Origin of the sequence: Streptomyces sp. NPDC051064 (assembly GCF_044455985.1) — a bacterium.
Taxonomy (GTDB): domain Bacteria; phylum Actinomycetota; class Actinomycetes; order Streptomycetales; family Streptomycetaceae; genus Streptomyces.
The window spans coordinates 171531-189224 of sequence record NZ_JBITFK010000010.1 but is presented as its reverse complement, the minus strand read 5'-3'; the positions used below and the strand labels follow the sequence as shown (position 1 = coordinate 189224).

Genomic DNA, 17694 nt, shown 5'->3' with positions numbered 1-17694 from the left:
CGACTCTACGAGGGCATGAACCCTCTCTCACCGCCGGTGGAAGGGGCGGAGCAGATCGGACAGCTGCCAGTGGTGCGATCCGGAGCCGGCCGCCGGGACGGCGGTGGCCACGGACATCTCCTCAGGGACCTCGTCCCCGCCCGCCATCAGGGGACGTGCCACTTCCCGGGGCCTGAGCAGCTGCTGGACGGTGGAGACCCGGCCGGCGCGCATGATCCGCACCACGTGGCCGCCGCAGTTCGCGCAGGTCGGGGTGGACAGCGGCGACGGCACGCGCATCCCGTCCGCCTTGTACACCACGAACGCGTTGCCCGAGCCGTCGACGTGGTGCTCTATCTCGTAGGCCTGTTCCCAGCCGTGCCCGCACCTCATGCACGCGAAGGCGTACGCCTCGTGCACGGTGCCTGCTGCGATCTCACTCATGCCTGCTCCTCTTGTCCGCTGGACAAGCACTCCGGACAAGCACTCCGGATGGTGCGTTCCACCCTCAAGTGGACGCCTTCGCCGACGGCGATGCACCAGGTCTGCCGAGTGTTGGAACGCTTTTGGCCTATTCGTGGCCGAACGGCCCGGTACGCGGCTCAGGCTTTACATTTCAGGTTAGTCCTTTGCCCTGCTCCTGGCCGGTCCGAGCCGCGTTCTTTGCCGCGACCACCGCATCGAACACCTCGCGCTTGGGCAGCCCCGCCTCGGCGGCGACCGCGGCGATGGCCTCCTTGCGCCGCTCCCCCGCCTCCTCGCGCACCTGCACCCTGCGCACCAGCTCGCCGGCGTCCGGTCCCTCGTCCCCGGAGTCCGTCGCACCCTCGACCACGACGGTGATCTCGCCGCGCACGCCCTCCGCGGCCCAGACCGCCAGCTCGCCCAGCGGGCCGCGCTTCACTTCCTCGTACGTCTTGGTCAGCTCCCGGCACACGGCGGCCCTGCGGTCCGCCCCGAACGCCTCGGCCATCGCGGCCAGGGTGTCGTCCAGCCGGTGCGGGGCCTCGAAGAAGACCATCGTGCGGCGCTCGTCCGCGACCTCGCGCAGCTTCCCCAGCCGCTCGCCGGCCTTGCGCGGCAGGAAGCCCTCGAAGCAGAAGCGGTCCACGGGCAGCCCGGACAGCGCGAGCGCGGTCAGCACGGCCGACGGGCCCGGTACGGCGGTGACCTTGATGTCCTGCTCCACGGCGGCGGCGACGAGCCGGTAGCCGGGGTCGGAGACGGACGGCATCCCGGCATCCGTGACCAGCAGGACACGCGCGCCGCCGACCAGGGCCTCGACGAGTTCGGGCGTACGCGCCGACTCGTTGCCCTCGAAGTAGGACACGACACGCCCCGTCGTGCGGATGCCGAGCGCCTGGGTGAGCCGGCGCAGCCGGCGGGTGTCCTCGGCGGCCACGACATCGGCCGTCTCCAGCTCGGCGGCGAGCCGTGGCGGGGCGTCCGCCACGTCGCCGATGGGGGTCCCTGCGAGTACGAGCGTTCCAGTCGTTCCAGTCACATCGGCCATCCTCCCAGCCCGGGCGGCACCGCTCGCACAGATGCGTTCCCTACGATGGCGCGGTGACGAGTACTGCGCCCGAAGCCCAGCAGGGCAACGACGCCGGGGATCACACCGGCGACCAGCCGCCTTCCTGGCAACAGCGGCTGCGCCGCTTCGGCCATTCCCCACGGCCGGAGACGGGGCTGCGCGAGCGCCTCGATCCGCCCTACGCCCGCCCCGGCCGCCAGTTCTGGAAGGTGCTCGCCGTGCCGCCGGCCCTCGCCGGCCACCTGGTGCGCTGGTCCGCCTGGGGCGGGCCGCTGCTGGTCGCCCTGGTCGCCGGGGTGCTGCGGTTCTGGAACCTGGGCAGCCCGAAGGCGGTGATATTCGACGAGACGTACTACGCCAAGGACGCCTGGGCCCTGGTCAACCAGGGGTACGAGGGCTCCTGGCCCAAGGACGTCGACAAGCTGATCCTCAGGGACCCGTCCTCGGTGGACATTCCGGTGGACCCGGGTTACGTCGTCCATCCGCCGGTCGGCAAGTGGATCATCGGGTTCGGCGAGCAGCTGTTCGGGTTCACCCCGTTCGGCTGGCGCTTCATGGTGGCGCTGCTCGGCACCCTCTCGGTCCTGATGCTGTGCCGCATCGGCCGCCGGCTGTTCCGCTCGACGTTCCTGGGCTGCCTGGCGGGCACCCTGCTGGCCGTGGACGGGCTGCACTTCGTGATGAGCCGCACCGCGCTGCTCGACCTGGTGCTGATGTTCTTCGTGCTGGCGGCCTTCGGCTGCTTCCTCCTCGACCGCGACCGGTCCCGCCGCAGACTGGCCGCGGCGCTCCCGGTCGACGAGGAGGGAGTCCTGCGTCCGGACGCCCACATCGCCGAGACGCTCCGCCTCGGGTGGCGTCCTTGGCGGATCGCGGCCGGCCTGATGCTCGGTCTGGCCTTCGCCACGAAGTGGAACGGGCTCTACATCCTGGCCGCGTTCGGTGTGATGGCGGTGCTCTGGGACGTCGGCGCACGGCGCACGGCGGGCGCCGTGCAGCCGTACCGTGCCGTGGTCCTCAGGGACCTGCTGCCCGCGTTCGTCTCCACGGTGCCGGTCGCGATCGGCACGTACCTCGTCTCGTGGACGGGCTGGATCGTCACGGACAAGGGGTACTACCGCAACTGGGCGGCCACCGAGGGCAAGGGCGGCCGCTGGACGTGGCTGCCGGACTGGCTGCGCAGCCTCTGGCACTACGAGAACCAGGTCTACGAGTTCCACGTCGGCCTGACCTCCGGCCACACCTACCAGTCCAATCCGTGGAGCTGGATCGTGCTGGGCCGCCCCGTCTCGTACTTCTACGAGGAGAAGACGGGCTGCCTGGAGTCCAGCAGCGGCAAGTGCGCCCGCGAGGTCCTGGCGCTCGGTACCCCGCTGCTCTGGTGGGCGGCGTGCGTGGCCCTGCTGTACGTGCTGTGGCGCTGGGCCTTCCGCCGCGACTGGCGGGCCGGAGCGATCGCGTGCGGGGTCGCGGCGGGCTGGGTGCCCTGGTTCTTCTACCAGGAGCGGACGATCTTCCTCTTCTACGCGGTCGTGTTCGTGCCGTTCCTGTGCCTGGCGGTCACGATGATGATCGGCGCCCTCCTGGGCCCCGCGGCCGGCACGGGTACCAAGCACCGTCTCGGCATGGACACCGCCGATCCCACGGGTGAGCGCAGACGCACGCTGGGCGCGATCGCGGCGGGCGTCCTGGTGCTGCTGATCGTCTGGAACTTCATCTATTTCTGGCCGATCTACACGGGCACGTCGATCCCGGACCACTCCTGGCGCGACCGGATGTGGCTGGACACCTGGGTGTAGCGGGGCCGTTGCGGACCGGGGTCCTGCGGTACGGCGCCGACGGAGCCCGGTCCTCGTGTGCACGTGTGATTGACTCCTCCGCATGGCCCCGTCTCCGCTTGCGCCGGTCCGGCCGTGACCGATCCGGCCGCGGCCACCCGGCCCCGCAACCGCAAGCAGCTCATCGTCGAGGCGGCCGGCCGGGTCTTCAGCGAACACGGGTACCACGCGGCGTCCATGGAGAAGATCGCGGCCGGCGTGGGTATCACCGCGGCGGCCCTGTACCGGCACTTCCCGAACAAGTACGCGCTGTTCGCCGAGTGCGCCGACGTCACGGCGGGGCGGCTCGTCGCCGCGCTCGACGAGGTGCCGTCCGGGGCCCCCTTGGCGGAGGTCGTCCACGCCGTCACCCGCGTCACTGTCGCCCATCGCGCGTCCGGCGGCGTGTACCGGTGGGAGGCCAGGTACCTCGAGGCCGAGGACCGCCGGCGCCTCATGGCGAAGTTCGGGCACGTCGTCGGACGGGTCGACGAGGCCGTGCGGCGCGCGTACCCACTGCCCGGCGGGCGCCTGCGGGCCATGGCGGCCCTCGGTGCGATCGCGTCCATCACGATGCATCACACCTCGATCGCTCAACGCCGGGCCGAGGACCTGCTGTCGGCGTCCGCCCTGCGTGTCGCCGCGACCGCGACCGACACCGCGGAGGCCCGGAGGAGCGGCGCACGCCCCGTCGAACTGCCCGCCCGGACGGTGCCGCGCACGCGGCGCGCGGAGATTCTCGCGGCCGCCGTCCCGCTGTTCGCACGGGACGGGTTCGCCAGCGTCACGAACGGGCAGATCGCGGAGGTGGTGGGGCTGGCGCCGTCGGCGCTCTACCGTCACTACGACGGCAAGGTCGGCATCCTGGCGGCGGCGTGCCTCCAGGCGGCGGGACTTCTGGCCCAGGGTGTGGAGCAGAGCCTTCACGGGGTGGCCGGCCCGCACGACGCCGTAGCCGCGCTGGCGGCGACGTACGTGGCCTACAGCTTCGAGTACACCGCGCTCAACAGCGTCGCCGAGGCCGAGCTCGTCGGCCTGCCGGACGAACTGCGGCGGTCCTTGGTCCTCGCACAGCGTGAACACATCGCCGTCTGGGAGCAGCAGCTGCTGCTGGCCCGTCCGGAGCTGGACCCGCGCCAGGCCCGGGTGCTGGTGCACGCGGGGTTCGGGGTTGCGGTCGAGGCCGGGCGCGCGCTGCGGTGGCGGGACGGTCAGGACCGCCGTGACGCCGTGACCGCCCTGGTCCTGGGTGCCCTGGGCGTCTGAGGGGACCTCGGTGGGCGCCCGGGGGCGCCCACCCCTCGGCGCTGCCGCCGAGGGGTGAAGACCTGTGGGGCCGGGGGCGGTTCAGCTCGTCGGCCTGTTCCCGGTCGGGATCGTGATCGGGGTGGTCGTCCCGGACTCGCCCTTGTTGAGGAACAGCATGGCCAGGGCGCGCAGGAACTGGTCGAACATGTAGAAGGCGCCGGGCATGACGGGCGACAGCCCCTCACGGAACAGGATGAAGGCCGGCCACGCGGTGCGGACCAGGGCCGCTGCCGCGTAGTCGCGCGGCAGTTTCAGCCAGTCGCCGACCTCGTTGCTCAGGGCGTAGCGCACGAACTCGTTCAGGAAGCCGCGCGTGACACCGAGATCGATCTCCGCGGTCAGGCCGAGCAGCACCTCGGCCAGGTCGAGGCCCTCGGGCGTCGGGGCGAGGATCGGGGTGAGCACCTGCGCGGACTGCGCTTCCGCGGCCGCCCAGGTCTTCGGGATGTACTCGGTCGGCACCCCGAGCAGGTAGGTGGCGACCTGCCAGGAGTGCAGGAACGCCTCCTCGTCCGCGGCCGACATCGGGATCTTCCAGTCGCGCATCTTCCTGTGCACGTAGGTGCCCAGGCTGTGGAAGGTGACCAGGATGTCGGCGACGCTGATCGGGATGGTCTGGTCGGCGCCGTTCTTCCAGTGCGGCGACTGCGGCAGCAGGTGACGCACCGCTCCGTGCACCAGCCGTGTCTTGTTGGCGGTGACGATGAACTGCCCGGTCGGCTCGAAGGCGTGCAGCTGGGACAGGTCGTAGCCGAAGGTGAACGTCTTGGCCGCGCGGTCCTTCATGTCGGCGCCGCCGAAGGACCAGTAGACACTTCTGGCCTCCCGCGGGATCACGGTGCTCATGATCCCGCTGCCGAGACCGTAGAGCATGAACAGGTAGGTGTCCTTGCGGCGGTTGAAGTCGGCGGCACGGGTCAGCTTCGCGGTGTCGGCCCAGGCGGGCAGCTTGTTGAAGGTCCGCAGGTGCGTGGTGAGGGCGGCCGGCAGGCCGCTGGGCAGCGGGTCACCGTTGTTCACCCACTTCTCCATCGCGGTGTTGACCGAAGGGATCTGGCCGTTCTCGAGCAGCGACACCATGAGAGGGTCCGTCGCGCTGTCCCAGACGTACTCCGGATCGGCTCCCGAGCCGGTTCCGGCCACCGAGTCCGCCGACGCCCACGCCCATGCCTTGGCGGGGGCCGCCACACCCACGAGGCCGAGCGCGGCACCGAGGGACAGGATGCTTCGCCTGTTGAGATCGTGCATTCACTTACCCACTTCCCAGCTGGGCCAGACGGCGCTATGCACCTTTTCTGGCTTGCGAGTTGCACTGCCACCACGTTCCGGATCATGCCGAGTATTGTGATTCCCGATTAACATAGCGAGGGGCTCCACCGTGGGCAATGGTCGTGACCGACACCGTGCGACCGGACCTCGGCGACGCGCGTCCACACCGAGGTCAGGGCGCCGGGGCGAGGCCTCCGGGACGCATCCCGGTCCGGTAACAACCCCCTCAGGGCTCACTCCCGTCCCGTAAAGTTCCGAGGGAACGCTCTTCTTGAACGTGTTCAAGAAGAGCTCCTGGGGAGGGGGACTGCACAGATGCGCAGTGGAGCGAAGGTCGCCGTGGTCGGCGGAGTGTTCGTGCTGGTGGCCGGAGGGCTCGGCTACGGCGTGTACGAGGTGGTGCTCGGAGGGAGCGAGTCCGGGGGTCTGGGGAACACCTCCGAGTCCTCCGAGGTGAAGACGGGGCCGCCGGGCAAGGAGGAGATCGAGGAGACCGCCAAGGACTTCCTCGAGGCGTGGGCGTCGGGTGACGCGTCGGCCGCCGCCCTGCTCACGAACAACGAGTCCGTCGCCGAGCCGCTGCTGGCCGGTTACGCCGACGGGGCCCACGTCACGAAGGCGGTGATCACGCCGGGCGCCGCGGTCGGCACGAAGGTGCCGTACACGGTCAAGGCGACCGTCTCCTACGACGGGAAGACCAAGCCCTGGTCGTACTCCTCCGAGCTGACCGTGGTGCGCGGCCTGACCACCGGCAAGGCGCTCGTCGACTGGCAGCCCGCGGTGATCCATCCGCAGCTGACCGAGGGGGCGTCGCTGAAGACCGGCGAGTCCTCCTCGGCGGCGATCGAGGCCGTCGACCACAACGGCAAGGTGCTCGACAAGGAGACGTACCCGTCGCTGGGGCCGATCCTGGACACCCTGCGTGAGAAGTACGGCGACAAGGCGGGCGGTTCACCGGGGATCGAGACCTGGATCGACCCTGCCGACGAGCAGCTTCCGGACACCACGCTGCTGACGCTCGCCAAGGGGAGGCCCGGCAGACTGCAGACGACGCTCGACGCGGGCGCCCAGGCGGCGGCGGAGAAGGCGGTCACGCAGTTCAGCGGGGCGTCGGTGGTCGCCGTGAAGCCGTCCACGGGCTCCATCCGCGCCGTCGCCAACAACCCGGCGACCGGCTTCAACGCGGCGATGCAGGGCAAGCAGGCGCCCGGCTCCACGCTGAAGATCATGACTGCGGCGATGCTCCTGGAGAAGGGCCTGGTCACGGCGGGCGGGGCGACGGAGTGCCCGAAGAAAGCGACCTGGCAGGGACGTACGTTCCACAACCTGAAGAACTTCGAGCTTCCCGCCTCCAGCAGCTTCACCACCAGCTTCGCCCGCTCGTGCAACACCGCTTTCATCAAACTGATCGACGACACCAAGGACGACGCCGCACTCGCCAAGGAGGCCCGGGACGTCTTCGGAATCGGCCTGAACTGGCAGACCGGCGTGGTCTCCTACGACGGCAGCGTGCCCGAGGAGACCGGCGGCGAGGCGGCGGCGCAGTACATAGGCCAGGGCACCGTCCAGATGAACGCGCTCAACATCGCGTCCATCACGGCGACCGCCCGCACAGGAACGTTCCACCAGCCCGTGATCGTCCCGCAGTCCCTGGACGACCGCCAGCTCGCCACCGCGTCCCGTTCGCTCTCGCAGAACGTCACCGGGCAGCTGAACGACATGATGCGGGCCACCGCATCCTGGGGCACCGGCAAGGCGGCCATGGCCTCCGTCGGCGGCGACAAGGGCGCCAAGACGGGCTCCGCCGAGGTCGACGGGCAAGGCACGTCCAACAGCTGGTTCACCGGCTTCAGCAACGACCTCGCGGCAGCGGCGGTCGTCCAGTCCGGCGGCCACGGCGGCGACGCGGCCGGCCCGGTGGTGGCGGCGGTGCTGCGCGCGGGTTCGTAGCGGACGTCCGGACGGCCGGGCCGGAGGCGGGGTCACGCCTCCGGCCCGGCCTGCTGCCAGACTTTCCGGCCGCGTGTCCGGCACGGGTGAGGATCGGCACAGCCGGGGGAAACGCTGTGGTCCGCCACCACGACCGTTCAGTAACGTGCGGATATGAGCACTCCCGGGACCACCCCCTCCACGACCTCGTCCGATGCCCACCCCCGGTTCGCCGAAGCACTGCGGGAGCTGGGCCTCGACGTCGAGGTACGCCGCTTCCCCGACGCCACGCGCACCGCGGTCGAGGCCGCCGCGGCGATCGGCTGCGAGCTCAGTCAGATCGTCAAGTCCCTGATCTTCGAGGCGGACGGTGTGCCCGTCCTGGTCCTGATGGACGGCTCGTCCCGGGTGGACGTCGAGCGCGTGAGGGCCGAGCTCGGCGCCGGAAAGGTCAAGCGGGCCGGAGCCGATCTGGTCCGGGAGACCACCGGGTACGCGATCGGCGGGGTCCCGCCCTTCGGGCACCGTACGAAGACCCGGGTGCTGGCCGACCGGGGCCTGCTGGACCACACGACGGTCTGGGCGGCCGCGGGCACCCCGCACACGGTCTTCCCGCTCGATCCCGGGAGCGTGGTCGAACTCTCGGGCGGCACTCTCGTGGACGTCCGCGAGCGAACCGCGTGACCCCTCTGGTGGCGGTGGCCGTCCTGGCCGCCGCGATCATGCACGCCAGCTGGAACGCCATCGCCCATGCCATACGTGACCAGCTGGTGTCCTTCACCCTGATCTCCGGCGGAGGCGCGCTGATCGGGCTCGTGCTGGCCTGCTTCGCCCCGCTCCCGGCCGCCGGCGCCTGGCCGTACCTGCTCGTCTCCGCGGGTCTGCACGTGGCGTACATGCTGCTGCTGATGCGCTCGTTCACCCTGGGCGACTTCGGCCAGATGTATCCGATCGCCCGGGGCACGGCCCCCCTCGTCGTGACGGTCCTGGCCGCCGTGTTCGTCGGGGAGCGCCCGGACGGCTGGGCGACGGCGGGTGTCGCCGTGGCCTCGGCGGGGCTCGTCGGGCTGGCGCTGTGGGGCATCCGGGGCTCCGGCAAGCGCCCCCACCGGCCGGCGATCCTGGCGGCCCTCGCGACGGGTCTGGCCATCGCCGGCTACACGACGGTCGACGGTGTGGGGGTGCGCGCCTCGGGAACACCGATCGGCTACATCGCCTGGCTGATGATCCTGGAGGGGATCGCCATCCCCGCCTACGCGTTCTGGCGCCGCCGGGGTGAACTGGTCCCCCAGCTCACCCCGTTCGCCGCGCGGGGACTGCTGGGCGCGGCCCTGTCGGTCGCCGCCTACGGTCTCGTCCTCTGGGCGCAGACGAAGGCGGCGCTCGCTCCGATCGCCGCCCTCCGCGAGTCCTCGATCATCGTGGGCGCCGCGATAGGGACCCTGTTCTTCAAGGAGCGGTTCGGGGCTCCGCGGATCGCTGCGGCCGGGCTGATGGTGGTCGGCATCGGCCTGATGCTGCACACGAGTTGAGCGGGCCGGGGACCCGGCTACCGGGTCTCCCGGTCCCCGTTCATCGCCGCGCGGAAGGCCGTGTTGACGGCGAGCAGGCCGCCGTCGACCCGCAGCGTGGTGCCGGTGATCCAGGCCGCGTCCCGCGAGGCGAGGAAGGCGACGGCGGCCGCGATGTCGTCCGGTTCGCCGACCCGCCCGAGCGGGTAGAGCGCGGCGGCGCGCTCCAGCTCGGCCTCGCGGCCCGCCCAGGCGTCCGTACGGATCGTGCCGGGCGCGACGAGGTTGACGCGGACGCCGCGGGGTCCGGCGTGGCCGGCGAGCGTCCGGGTCAGGCTGGCCAGCCCCGCTTTCGCGGCGCTGTAGGCGTGGCCGCCGAAGTCCTGTTCGCCGTTGACCGAGCCGATGTTGACGACGGAGCCCCGGCCGGAGGCCACCAGGTGCGGCAGCGCGGCGCGGGAGCAGCGGTAGGGGCCGCCGAGCGTGATGTCGAGGCTGCGGGCCCAGGGTTCGTCCGCCTCGTCCTCGAAGAGCGGGGCGTCCACATGGTCGGCGTAGGCGTTGTTGACCAGGACGTCGAGCCTCCCGTGGACGGCGACCGCGTGGGCCACGGCCGCCTCGACCGCCGCCCGGTCGCCCACGTCGCAGGCCAGGGCTTCGGCGGTGCCGCCCGTCCCGCGTATCCCGGCGGCCGTGCGCTCGGCACGTCCGGCGTCCAGGTCGGTGACGAGGACGGCCGCCCCCTCGGAGGCGAGCCGGCGGGCGGTGGCCGCCCCGATGCCCTGCCCCGCGCCTGTGAGGAGGGCGGCGTATCCGTCGAGGCGAGGAGTCATAGCGCCGACCGTACTGCCCGGACCAGGGCCTGGGCACGGGGATCGGCGGTAACTCCCTTCTGCAGACCGTTCGTCACATAGCCGAGCGCTATGCCCGTTTCGGGGTCGGCGAAGCCCAGCGAACCGCCGCGGCCGGGGTGCCCGAACGACCCCGGGCCGAGCAGCGGTGCCGCCGGACCGTGCAGCATGTAGCCGAGGCCGAAGCGGGTGCTGACGACCAGCACACGGTCCGGCCCCGCGGACTCCTCGGTGCGGGCCAGGGTGAGGGTGGCGGGGGCGAACAGCCGCTCCCCGTCGACCTGGCCGATCATCGCGGCGTAGCAGCGGGCGAGCCCGCGCGCGGTGGCGACGCCGTTGGAAGCGGGGAGTTCCGCCGCGCGGTAGTCCGGGGCGTTCTCGTCGGGGAAGGGGTCGATCGCTCCGAAGGCGCGGCGGGTCAACGAGGCCGGATCGGCGTAGGCGTCGACGACGGAGCGCTTGGGGCGCATGCGCAGTGCACCGCTGCCCTCGGCCGGCGGGGGCTCGACGGGACCGATCCGCCCGATGCGGTGCGCCTCGTCGGCCGGGAGCCCGAACCAGAAGTCCAGGCCGAGCGGGCGCGCGATCTCCTCCGCGACCCAGCGGCCGATGGTCCGCCCGGTGACCCTGCGCACCAGTTCGCCGACGAGCCAGCTGTAGGTCTGGGCGTGGTACCCGTGGTCGGTGCCGGGCACCCACTGGGGCCGCTGGGCGGCGACGGCCGCGGCTCCGGTGGTGCCGTCCGCCGCCTCCCGGGGCGTCAGCGCCCGGTCGAGGGCGGCCAGCCCGGCCCGGTGGGCCAGGATGTGGCGTACGAGGACGCGCTCCTTGCCGTTCGCCTTGAACTCCGGCCAGTACGTACCGACGGGGGCGTCGAGGTCCACCTGTCCGCGCTGGTGCAGCAGCAGCGGCACGGCGGCGGCGACACCCTTCCCGGCGGAGCGGACGATCTGGACGGTGTCCACGGCCCAGGGTTCGGTGCCGTCGACGTCTCTCGTACCGGCCCACAGGTCCACGACCTTGCGGCCGTGCCGGTAGAGGGCGACGGCCGCCCCCCGTTCGCCGCGCTGTTCGAAGTTACGGACGAAAGCGTCCCGTACCGCCTCGAATCCCGGCGCCACCGTGCCCCGTACGTCCACACCTGCTACCGCGCTCCCGCTCATCCCCCCATGGTGCATCGCGCCGCAGGTGGAACGGGTGGCGGGTCACCACCTGTTCACGAACGCGGTACGGACACGGAACGCGGGTCGAAGCCGAAGGGCAGCTCCAGCCGGTGCCTGCGCATGAGGCCTTCGTCGCACAGGAGGTCGTGCGTGCGGTCGTCGGCGGCGATCACCCCGTCGCTGAGGATGACGGCGCGCGGGCAGAGTTCGAGGGCGTACGGCAGGTCGTGGGTGACCATCAGCACGGTGACGTCCAGGGAGCGCAGGATGTCGGCGAGTTCACGCCGGGAGGCCGGGTCCAGGTTCGAGGAGGGCTCGTCCAGGACGAGGATCTCCGGCTCCATGGCGAGGACGGTGGCGACGGCGACCCGGCGGCGCTGGCCGAAGGAGAGGTGGTGCGGGGGCCGCGCGGCGTACTCCACCATGCCGACCTGCTTGAGCGCGGTCATGACCCGCTCCTCCAGCTCGGGGCCGCGCAGTCCGGCCGCCGCGGGCCCGAAGGCGACGTCCTCGCGGACGGTCGGCATGAAGAGCTGGTCGTCGGGGTCCTGGAAGACGATGCCGACACGGCGGCGGATCTCGGCGAGGTGCCGCTTCTCCACCGGCAGCCCGGCGACCCGGACGGTGCCGGCGCCCGCGTCGAGAATGCCGTTGAGGTGGAGGACGAGGGTGGTCTTGCCCGCGCCGTTGGGGCCGAGCAGTGCCACGCGTTCACCGCGGGCCACGGTCAGATCGACGCCGAAGAGGGCCTGGTGGCCGTCGGGGTAGGCGTAGGCGAGGCCGCTGACCTCGAGGGACGGGGCGGGGGCGGTGGGCAGGCTCATACGGTCCATCCCAGCAGACATACGACGAGGGCGAGCACGGGGAGTGCCGCGGCGTGCGCCCACTGGGTGCGGGAGGCGGTCACCTCGTCGATCACCGGCATGGTGCCGGTGTAGCCGCGGCTGACCATCGCGAGGTGGACGCGCTCGCCCCGCTCGTAGGACCGGATGAAGAGGGCGCCCGCCGTCTTGGCGAGGACACTCCAGTGCCGCACCCCGCTCGCCTCGAAGCCCCGGGAGCGCCGTGCGATCGACATCCGGCGCAGCTCGTCGGTGATGACGTCGCCGTACCGGATCATGAAGGACGCGATCTGGACGAGCAGCGGCGGCAGCCGGAGCCGCTGGAGGCCGAGCAGCAGGGAGCGCAGCTCGGTGGTCGAGGCGAGGATCACCGAGGCGGCCACGCCGAGGGTGCCCTTCGCGAGGACGTTCCAGGCGCCCCAGAGGCCGGGGACGCTGACGGAGACGCCGAGCAGCTCGGTCTGCTCCCCCGGCACGACGAACGGCATGAGCAGCGCGAACGCCACGAACGGCACCTCGATGACCAGCCGCTTCAGCAGGAACCCGGCGGGGATCCGGGCCACCGCGACGACGGCGGCGAGCAGCACGGCGTACAGGCCGAAGGCCCAGACGGCCTCGCGCGGGGTGGAGACGACGACCACGACGAAACAGAGGACGGCGGCGAGCTTGCAGTGCGGCGGCAGGGCGTGGACCGGTGAGTGCCCGTGCCGGTAGAGCTTGTGCGCGTGACCTGTGCCCATGTCAGACGGACTCGGTGGTGCGGGACTCGGTGGCCTCCGGCGTACGGCGCCGGCGCACGGCCCGGAAGACGCCGCTGCCGACGGCGACGGTGACGCCGACGCCGATCACTCCGGCGAGGCCGCCGGAGACGCGGGCGTCGCTGATCTCCTTGACGCCGTAGTCGGCGAGCGGGGAGCCCGCCGCGTCGTGTTCCTGGACCTTCTCGTCGATGCCCTTGTCGGCGGCGACCTTCTCCAGGCCGTCGGGGTCGGCGGAGGCGTAGAAGGAGACGAAGCCCGCGAGGACGAGCGCGGCGGCCAGGCCGGCGGCCCAGACCCTGCGCGTGGAGCGGGCGGCGGCGGGTGGGGGCGAGGAGGCCGGTGCGGCCGGTGCGTCGACGAGTTCGCCGTCGACACGGAGCTTGAGCGGGGCGGCGAGTCCGCGCGCCCCGTGCACCAGGTCGGGACGCACAGCGATCACGGCACCGACGGTCAGCGCGGTGATCGCCGCCTCCCCGATGCCGATCAGGACATGGACGCCGACCATCGCGGTGAGCACCTTGCCGATGGGTACGTCGGTGGTGCCGCCGATCGCGTATATGAGGGTGAACGCGACGGCGGCGGCCGGCACGGAGACGAGCGCGGCCACGAAGGCGGCAGCGGTCGTCGAGCGGCGGGTGCGGGGCAGCACACGGGTCAGTCCGCGGAAGAGTGCGTAGGCGACGACGGTGGTGACGACCCCCATCACCGTGATGTTCACGCCGAGCGCGGTGAGGCCGCCGTCGGCGAAGAGGATGCCCTGCATCAGCAGGACGACCGCTATGCAGAGCAGCCCGGTGTAGGGGCCGACCAGGATCGCCGCAAGGGCCCCGCCCAGGAGGTGTCCGCTGGTGCCGGCCGCGACCGGGAAGTTCAGCATCTGCACGGCGAAGATGAACGCGGCCACGAGCCCTGCCAGCGGCGCCGTCCTCTCGTCCAGCTCACGCCGGGCGCCGCGGAGACCCACGGCGACCGCGCCTGCGGCGACGACACCTGCGACGGCGGAGACGGGTGCGTTGATGAAACCGTCGGGTACATGCATGGAGTGGCTCCGCTTCGGGCGTTACTGCTGGCGGGGTCGGGAAACGCTCCATGATAGAGCCCTGTTGCAAATAGTTCGCAAGAGCGCAGGGATGACAACTATGCCAACCCTCAATATGCCCAAATGGGAATATATGGGACATTAGGGGGAGAGATTTTCACACAGGAGGAGCCGGCCATGTCCCTCGTGATCCAAGAACACGCCCGAGCCCGGCTCATCACCGACGGCCCGGACCCCCGGCGGGTCCCCGTCGAACTGCGCTACGACCCGGAGGAGCCGAAGACCGTCCACGTCCGGCTCCCCGGCGGCGCCGACTGGACCTTCGGCCTCGACCTGCTGGAACGCGGGCTGCGCTCCCCCGTCACCCGCGGCGACATACGGATATGGCCGTGCGGCCGGGCCCAGTTGATCCTGGAACTGCACTCGCCGGACGGTGTCGCCGTCTTCCAGTTCGACATCGCCCCCGTCATCCGCTTCCTGTCGCGGACCCGCGCACAGACGGCGAAGCGCCCGCCGGCCGCCACCACCCCCGCCTGAGCAGGGATGAGCCCCCGTGCCGCGTGCACGGGGGCTCATCATCGCCCCGGCCCCCCGTCCCCACAGGTAACCGGCGCTCCGGGGCCGCGCTCCGCTCGGACGCGCGCCCCGGGGTCTCGGTGTGTCAGACGCGGACCAGCTCCCGCTCCCCGCCGCCCTCGGCCGGGCCGCCGTCGGAGAGGTCCTTGCGCAGACCCTCGCCCTCGACGTCCACGTTGGGCAGCGCACGGTCCAGCCAGCGCGGCAGCCACCAGGCACGCTTGCCGAGCAGGGCGAGCACCGCCGGCACGATGGCCATCCGCACGACGAAGGCGTCGAAGAAGACGGCGATGGCGAGCGAGAAGCCGATCATCTTGATCATCTGCTCCGAGGAGCCGATGAAGCCGGCGAAGACGGCCATCATGATCACGGCGGCTGCCGTGACCACCCGGGCCCCGTGCTTGAAGCCGGTGACGATCGCCTGTCCGGGCGACTCCCCGTGGACGTACGCCTCACGCATCCGGGTGACCAGGAAGACCTCGTAGTCCATCGCGAGGCCGAAGACCACACCGACCATGAAGATCGGCATCATGCTCATGATCGGACCCGTCTGCTCGACCCCGAAGAGCGAGCCGAGCCAGCCCCACTGGAAGACGGCGACGACGGCACCGAGAGCCGCGACCACCGAGAGCAGGAAGCCGAGGGCCGCCTTCAGCGGAACGAGGACCGAGCGGAAGACCACCATCAGCAGCAGGAACGCCAGGCCGACGACGAGCGCCAGGTAGGGCAGCAGCGCGTCGTTCATCTTCTGCGAGAAGTCGATGTTCATGGCCGTGGCGCCGGTGACCAGCACCTCGGCACCGGTGTCGCTCTTGACGGTCTCACCCGCGTCACGGATGGCGTGGACCACGTTCTCCGTCTCGACGGAGCTCGGCCGGTCCTTGGGAATGACCGTGATGGTCGCGGTGTCGCCGGCCTTGTTGAAAGTGGCCGGGGTGACGGCGGCGACGCCGCCGGAGCCTTCGATCTCGTCGGAGACCCTGTTCACCGCGGCCTTGCCGTCGGAGCTGTTCCTGGTGTCGACGACGACCATCAGCGGACCGTTGAACCCGGGACCGAAGCCGTCGGAGAGCATGTCGTACGCCTGGCGCTGCGTGGTCGACTTCGGCTGGGCGCCGTCGTCCGGCAGACCCATCTCCAGCGAGGCGGCCGGTACGGCGATGGCGCCGAGGCCGATGACGCCGGCCAGCAGGACCCACACCGGCCTGCGCAGCACGAACCGTGCCCAGCGGGTGCCCATGTTCGGCTTCGCCTCGGGCTTGTTCTCCGCCTCGGCGGCCTTGCGCGCCCTGCGCCCCATGACCCGCTTGCCCGCGAAGCCCAGCATCGCCGGCACGAGGGTCAGCGCGATGAGGACGGCGATGGCGACGGTGCCCGCGGCGGCGAAGCCCATCTTGGACAGCATCGGAATGTTCACGACGGCGAGGCCGACCAGAGCGATGACCACGGTGAGGCCCGCGAAGACCACCGCGGACCCGGCCGTTCCGACGGCCCGCCCGGCCGCTTCCTCACGCTCCCGGCCCTCGGCCAGTTCGGCGCGGTAGCGGGAGACGATGAAGAGCGCGTAGTCGATGCCGACCGCGAGGCCGATCATCATCGCGAGGGTCGAAGTGGTGGAACCCAGGTCCAGGACGTTGGCCAGCGCGGTGATCGAGGAGACCCCGATGCCCACCCCGATGAGGGCGGTCAGCAGCGGCAGCCCGGCAGCGATCAGCGAGCCGAAGGTGATGACCAGGACCACGGCGGCGATGGCGACGCCGATGATCTCGGTGGCACCCGTCTCCGGCATCACCTGGAGCGCGTCACCGCCGATCTCGACCTGCATGCCGCTGCTCTGCGCGTCGTGACCCGCGTCCTCCAGCGCCTCACGCGTCCCGTCGGTGAGCTCCATGGAGCTGACCTTGTAGGAGACGGAGATGTACGCGGTCGAACCGTCCTTGCTGACGGCGTTCGCCGTGTACGGGTCGGCGACCGAGGCGATCTGTTCCGAGCCGGACTTCAGCTCGCCGACGATCCCCTGGATCTCGGCCTTGTTGGCCGCCGTGGTGACCTTCTCGTTCTCGGGTGCCTTGAAGACGACCCGGGCGGTCGCGCCGTCGGCGCTCCCTCCGGGAAAACGTTCCTCCAGCAGGTCGAAGGCCCGCTGGGCCTCCGTGCCGGGGATCGAGAAGGAGCTGGAGGTGGCGGTGGCCGCGGAGGTGGCCCCGAATCCGGCCAGCGCCAGCAGAGCCACCCAGATGAGGGCGACGTAACGGCGGCGCCGGAAGGCGAGCCGTCCCAGTTTGTACAGGAATGTAGCCACGGAGGGGTACTCCCGGTCAGGTCGTTGAGTGGAAGAGGGCGTGAGGAACCAGCCCGACGACGAGAGCGGCGTGTCAGGTGGAGCGTCGGGGAGACAGGTCGTACGGGAAAAGGGGACGTCAGACGCCGAGGGCGGGGAACACCACGGCTTCCGCGTAGTCGGTGAGGAATGCCTGATCGACAGGCCGTTCCTCGACCAGCTCACGAGCGGCGAAGGCGCCGATCATCATGTGCGGTACAAAGGGAAGCGCCGGATGGTCCGCACGCACTTCCCCTCTGTCCACGGCTCGCTGGAGCATCGCCCCGAGGCCGGTGATCTCCGGCTCGATCAGCAGCTCGCGCAGCGCCTGGAACAGATCGGGGTTGTTGTGGATGGCATGGCTCAGACCCCGCAGCAGTGCGGAGTTCTTCTCCATCTTGCAGTCGTCGGTCTGCCCCATCACGGCGAGGAAGTCACCGCGGAGCGAACCGGTGTCGACATCGGCGAGGTGCACCGGCTTGTCGTTCCGGAGTGCCTTGACGACCAGCTCGGGCTTGCTCCCCCACTGGCGGTAGAGGGTGGCCTTGCTGGAATGGGTGCGGGCGGCAACGGCGTCCATGGTCAGGGCTTCGTAGCCGACCTCGCCGAGCAGGTCGAGCACGGCGGAGTACAGCTCGCTCTCGCGTTCGGGCGTGAGCCGGCTGCGTGCCATGGGTCGACCTCCTCTTCCTCGCGTCCGCTGGATCGTACGTCAGCCGAAGATCAACTAACGGAACGAAACTGTTTCGTACACCTTGACCGTACTCCTCTCCTCAAGCGAAACGAAACAGTTTC

16 protein-coding genes are annotated in these 17694 nt (G+C 71.0%); 6 read left to right on the top strand and 10 right to left on the bottom strand.

The window, feature by feature from the left end; genetic code table 11:
- Positions 1-27: 27 nt before the first annotated feature.
- Positions 28-423 (bottom strand): hypothetical protein, encoded by a 396-nt coding sequence (locus ACIBCU_RS31640; protein WP_362927853.1) that lies wholly within the window; start codon positions 421-423, stop codon positions 28-30.
- A 172-nt stretch (positions 424-595) separates the two neighbouring features.
- Positions 596-1492, bottom strand: a complete 897-nt coding sequence (gene rsmI / locus ACIBCU_RS31635) for a 16S rRNA (cytidine(1402)-2'-O)-methyltransferase (protein ID WP_399235622.1) — start codon at positions 1490-1492, stop codon at positions 596-598.
- A gap of 53 nt (positions 1493-1545) precedes the next feature.
- Here rsmI and ACIBCU_RS31630 point away from each other — a divergent pair, with 53 nt between their 5' ends.
- Positions 1546-3312, top strand: coding sequence for a dolichyl-phosphate-mannose--protein mannosyltransferase (locus ACIBCU_RS31630; protein WP_399235620.1), 1767 nt, complete (start codon positions 1546-1548; stop codon positions 3310-3312).
- A 69-nt stretch (positions 3313-3381) separates the two neighbouring features.
- Positions 3382-4596, top strand: a complete 1215-nt coding sequence (locus ACIBCU_RS31625) for a TetR/AcrR family transcriptional regulator (protein ID WP_399235617.1) — start codon at positions 3382-3384, stop codon at positions 4594-4596.
- Positions 4597-4677: 81 nt separating this feature from the next.
- Here ACIBCU_RS31625 and ACIBCU_RS31620 read toward each other — a convergent pair whose 3' ends face one another.
- Complete coding sequence (locus ACIBCU_RS31620) at positions 4678-5886, bottom strand: oxygenase MpaB family protein (protein ID WP_362927857.1); 1209 nt, start codon at positions 5884-5886, stop codon at positions 4678-4680.
- Between the two features lie 336 nt (positions 5887-6222).
- On the opposite strand from ACIBCU_RS31620, the gene ACIBCU_RS31615 reads away from it, so the two are divergent.
- The 3 genes from ACIBCU_RS31615 to ACIBCU_RS31605 all read left to right on the top strand — a co-directional run bounded on the left by ACIBCU_RS31615 (position 6223) and on the right by ACIBCU_RS31605 (position 9368).
- The gene (locus ACIBCU_RS31615; RefSeq protein ID WP_399235613.1) at positions 6223-7857 is read left to right on the top strand and encodes a penicillin-binding transpeptidase domain-containing protein; all 1635 of its coding nucleotides are present in this window, start codon (positions 6223-6225) and stop codon (positions 7855-7857) included.
- Positions 7858-8010: 153 nt separating this feature from the next.
- Entirely contained in the window at positions 8011-8520 is a 510-nt protein-coding gene (locus ACIBCU_RS31610; protein WP_399235610.1) for a YbaK/EbsC family protein, read from the top strand.
- The gene (locus ACIBCU_RS31605) at positions 8517-9368 is read left to right on the top strand and encodes an EamA family transporter (RefSeq protein WP_399235608.1); all 852 of its coding nucleotides are present in this window, start codon (positions 8517-8519) and stop codon (positions 9366-9368) included. Before ACIBCU_RS31610 ends, ACIBCU_RS31605 begins: the two co-directional genes overlap by 4 nt.
- A 17-nt stretch (positions 9369-9385) precedes the next feature.
- Here ACIBCU_RS31605 and ACIBCU_RS31600 read toward each other — a convergent pair whose 3' ends face one another.
- The 5 genes from ACIBCU_RS31600 to ACIBCU_RS31580 form a co-directional block, all read right to left on the bottom strand.
- Positions 9386-10180: an SDR family NAD(P)-dependent oxidoreductase gene (locus ACIBCU_RS31600; protein ID WP_399235606.1), complete on the bottom strand. Its 795-nt coding sequence runs from the start codon at positions 10178-10180 to the stop codon at positions 9386-9388.
- On the bottom strand, positions 10177-11337 hold the full coding sequence (locus ACIBCU_RS31595) for a serine hydrolase domain-containing protein (protein ID WP_399235783.1): 1161 nt from the start codon (positions 11335-11337) through the stop codon (positions 10177-10179). The genes ACIBCU_RS31600 and ACIBCU_RS31595 overlap by 4 nt, the downstream gene beginning before the upstream one ends.
- Positions 11338-11414: 77 nt before the next feature.
- Positions 11415-12185 (bottom strand): energy-coupling factor ABC transporter ATP-binding protein, encoded by a 771-nt coding sequence (locus tag ACIBCU_RS31590; protein WP_399235603.1) that lies wholly within the window; start codon positions 12183-12185, stop codon positions 11415-11417.
- Positions 12182-12943, bottom strand: a complete 762-nt coding sequence (gene cbiQ / locus ACIBCU_RS31585; protein WP_362927863.1) for a cobalt ECF transporter T component CbiQ — start codon at positions 12941-12943, stop codon at positions 12182-12184. Before cbiQ ends, ACIBCU_RS31590 begins: the two co-directional genes overlap by 4 nt.
- 1 nt (position 12944) lies before the next feature.
- Positions 12945-14003, bottom strand: coding sequence for an energy-coupling factor ABC transporter permease (locus ACIBCU_RS31580; RefSeq protein ID WP_399235601.1), 1059 nt, complete (start codon positions 14001-14003; stop codon positions 12945-12947).
- Between the two features lie 177 nt (positions 14004-14180).
- Here ACIBCU_RS31580 and ACIBCU_RS31575 point away from each other — a divergent pair, with 177 nt between their 5' ends.
- The gene (locus ACIBCU_RS31575) at positions 14181-14540 is read left to right on the top strand and encodes an SsgA family sporulation/cell division regulator (RefSeq protein WP_399235599.1); all 360 of its coding nucleotides are present in this window, start codon (positions 14181-14183) and stop codon (positions 14538-14540) included.
- Between the two features lie 124 nt (positions 14541-14664).
- On the opposite strand, the gene ACIBCU_RS31570 is transcribed toward ACIBCU_RS31575, so the two are convergent.
- Positions 14665-16881 (bottom strand): MMPL family transporter, encoded by a 2217-nt coding sequence (locus tag ACIBCU_RS31570; protein ID WP_399235597.1) that lies wholly within the window; start codon positions 16879-16881, stop codon positions 14665-14667.
- 118 nt (positions 16882-16999) lie between these two features.
- Positions 17000-17572, bottom strand: coding sequence for a TetR/AcrR family transcriptional regulator (locus ACIBCU_RS31565; RefSeq protein WP_362927867.1), 573 nt, complete (start codon positions 17570-17572; stop codon positions 17000-17002).
- Positions 17573-17694 lie beyond the last annotated feature (122 nt).

Excerpts from the sequence above, each read along its gene's own strand:
- ACIBCU_RS31640 (WP_362927853.1), bottom strand. The coding sequence starts at position 423 with ATGAGTGAGATCGCAGCAGGCACCGTGCACGAGGCGTACGCCTTCGCG.
- rsmI (WP_399235622.1), bottom strand. The coding sequence starts at position 1,492 with ATGGCCGATGTGACTGGAACGACTGGAACGCTCGTACTCGCAGGGACC.
- ACIBCU_RS31620 (WP_362927857.1), bottom strand. The coding sequence starts at position 5,886 with ATGCACGATCTCAACAGGCGAAGCATCCTGTCCCTCGGTGCCGCGCTC.
- ACIBCU_RS31615 (WP_399235613.1), top strand. The coding sequence starts at position 6,223 with ATGCGCAGTGGAGCGAAGGTCGCCGTGGTCGGCGGAGTGTTCGTGCTG.
- ACIBCU_RS31610 (WP_399235610.1), top strand. The coding sequence starts at position 8,011 with ATGAGCACTCCCGGGACCACCCCCTCCACGACCTCGTCCGATGCCCAC.
- ACIBCU_RS31600 (WP_399235606.1), bottom strand. The coding sequence starts at position 10,180 with ATGACTCCTCGCCTCGACGGATACGCCGCCCTCCTCACAGGCGCGGGG.
- ACIBCU_RS31590 (WP_399235603.1), bottom strand. The coding sequence starts at position 12,185 with ATGAGCCTGCCCACCGCCCCCGCCCCGTCCCTCGAGGTCAGCGGCCTC.
- cbiQ (WP_362927863.1), bottom strand. The coding sequence starts at position 12,943 with ATGGGCACAGGTCACGCGCACAAGCTCTACCGGCACGGGCACTCACCG.
- ACIBCU_RS31580 (WP_399235601.1), bottom strand. The coding sequence starts at position 14,003 with ATGCATGTACCCGACGGTTTCATCAACGCACCCGTCTCCGCCGTCGCA.
- ACIBCU_RS31575 (WP_399235599.1), top strand. The coding sequence starts at position 14,181 with ATGTCCCTCGTGATCCAAGAACACGCCCGAGCCCGGCTCATCACCGAC.
- ACIBCU_RS31565 (WP_362927867.1), bottom strand. The coding sequence starts at position 17,572 with ATGGCACGCAGCCGGCTCACGCCCGAACGCGAGAGCGAGCTGTACTCC.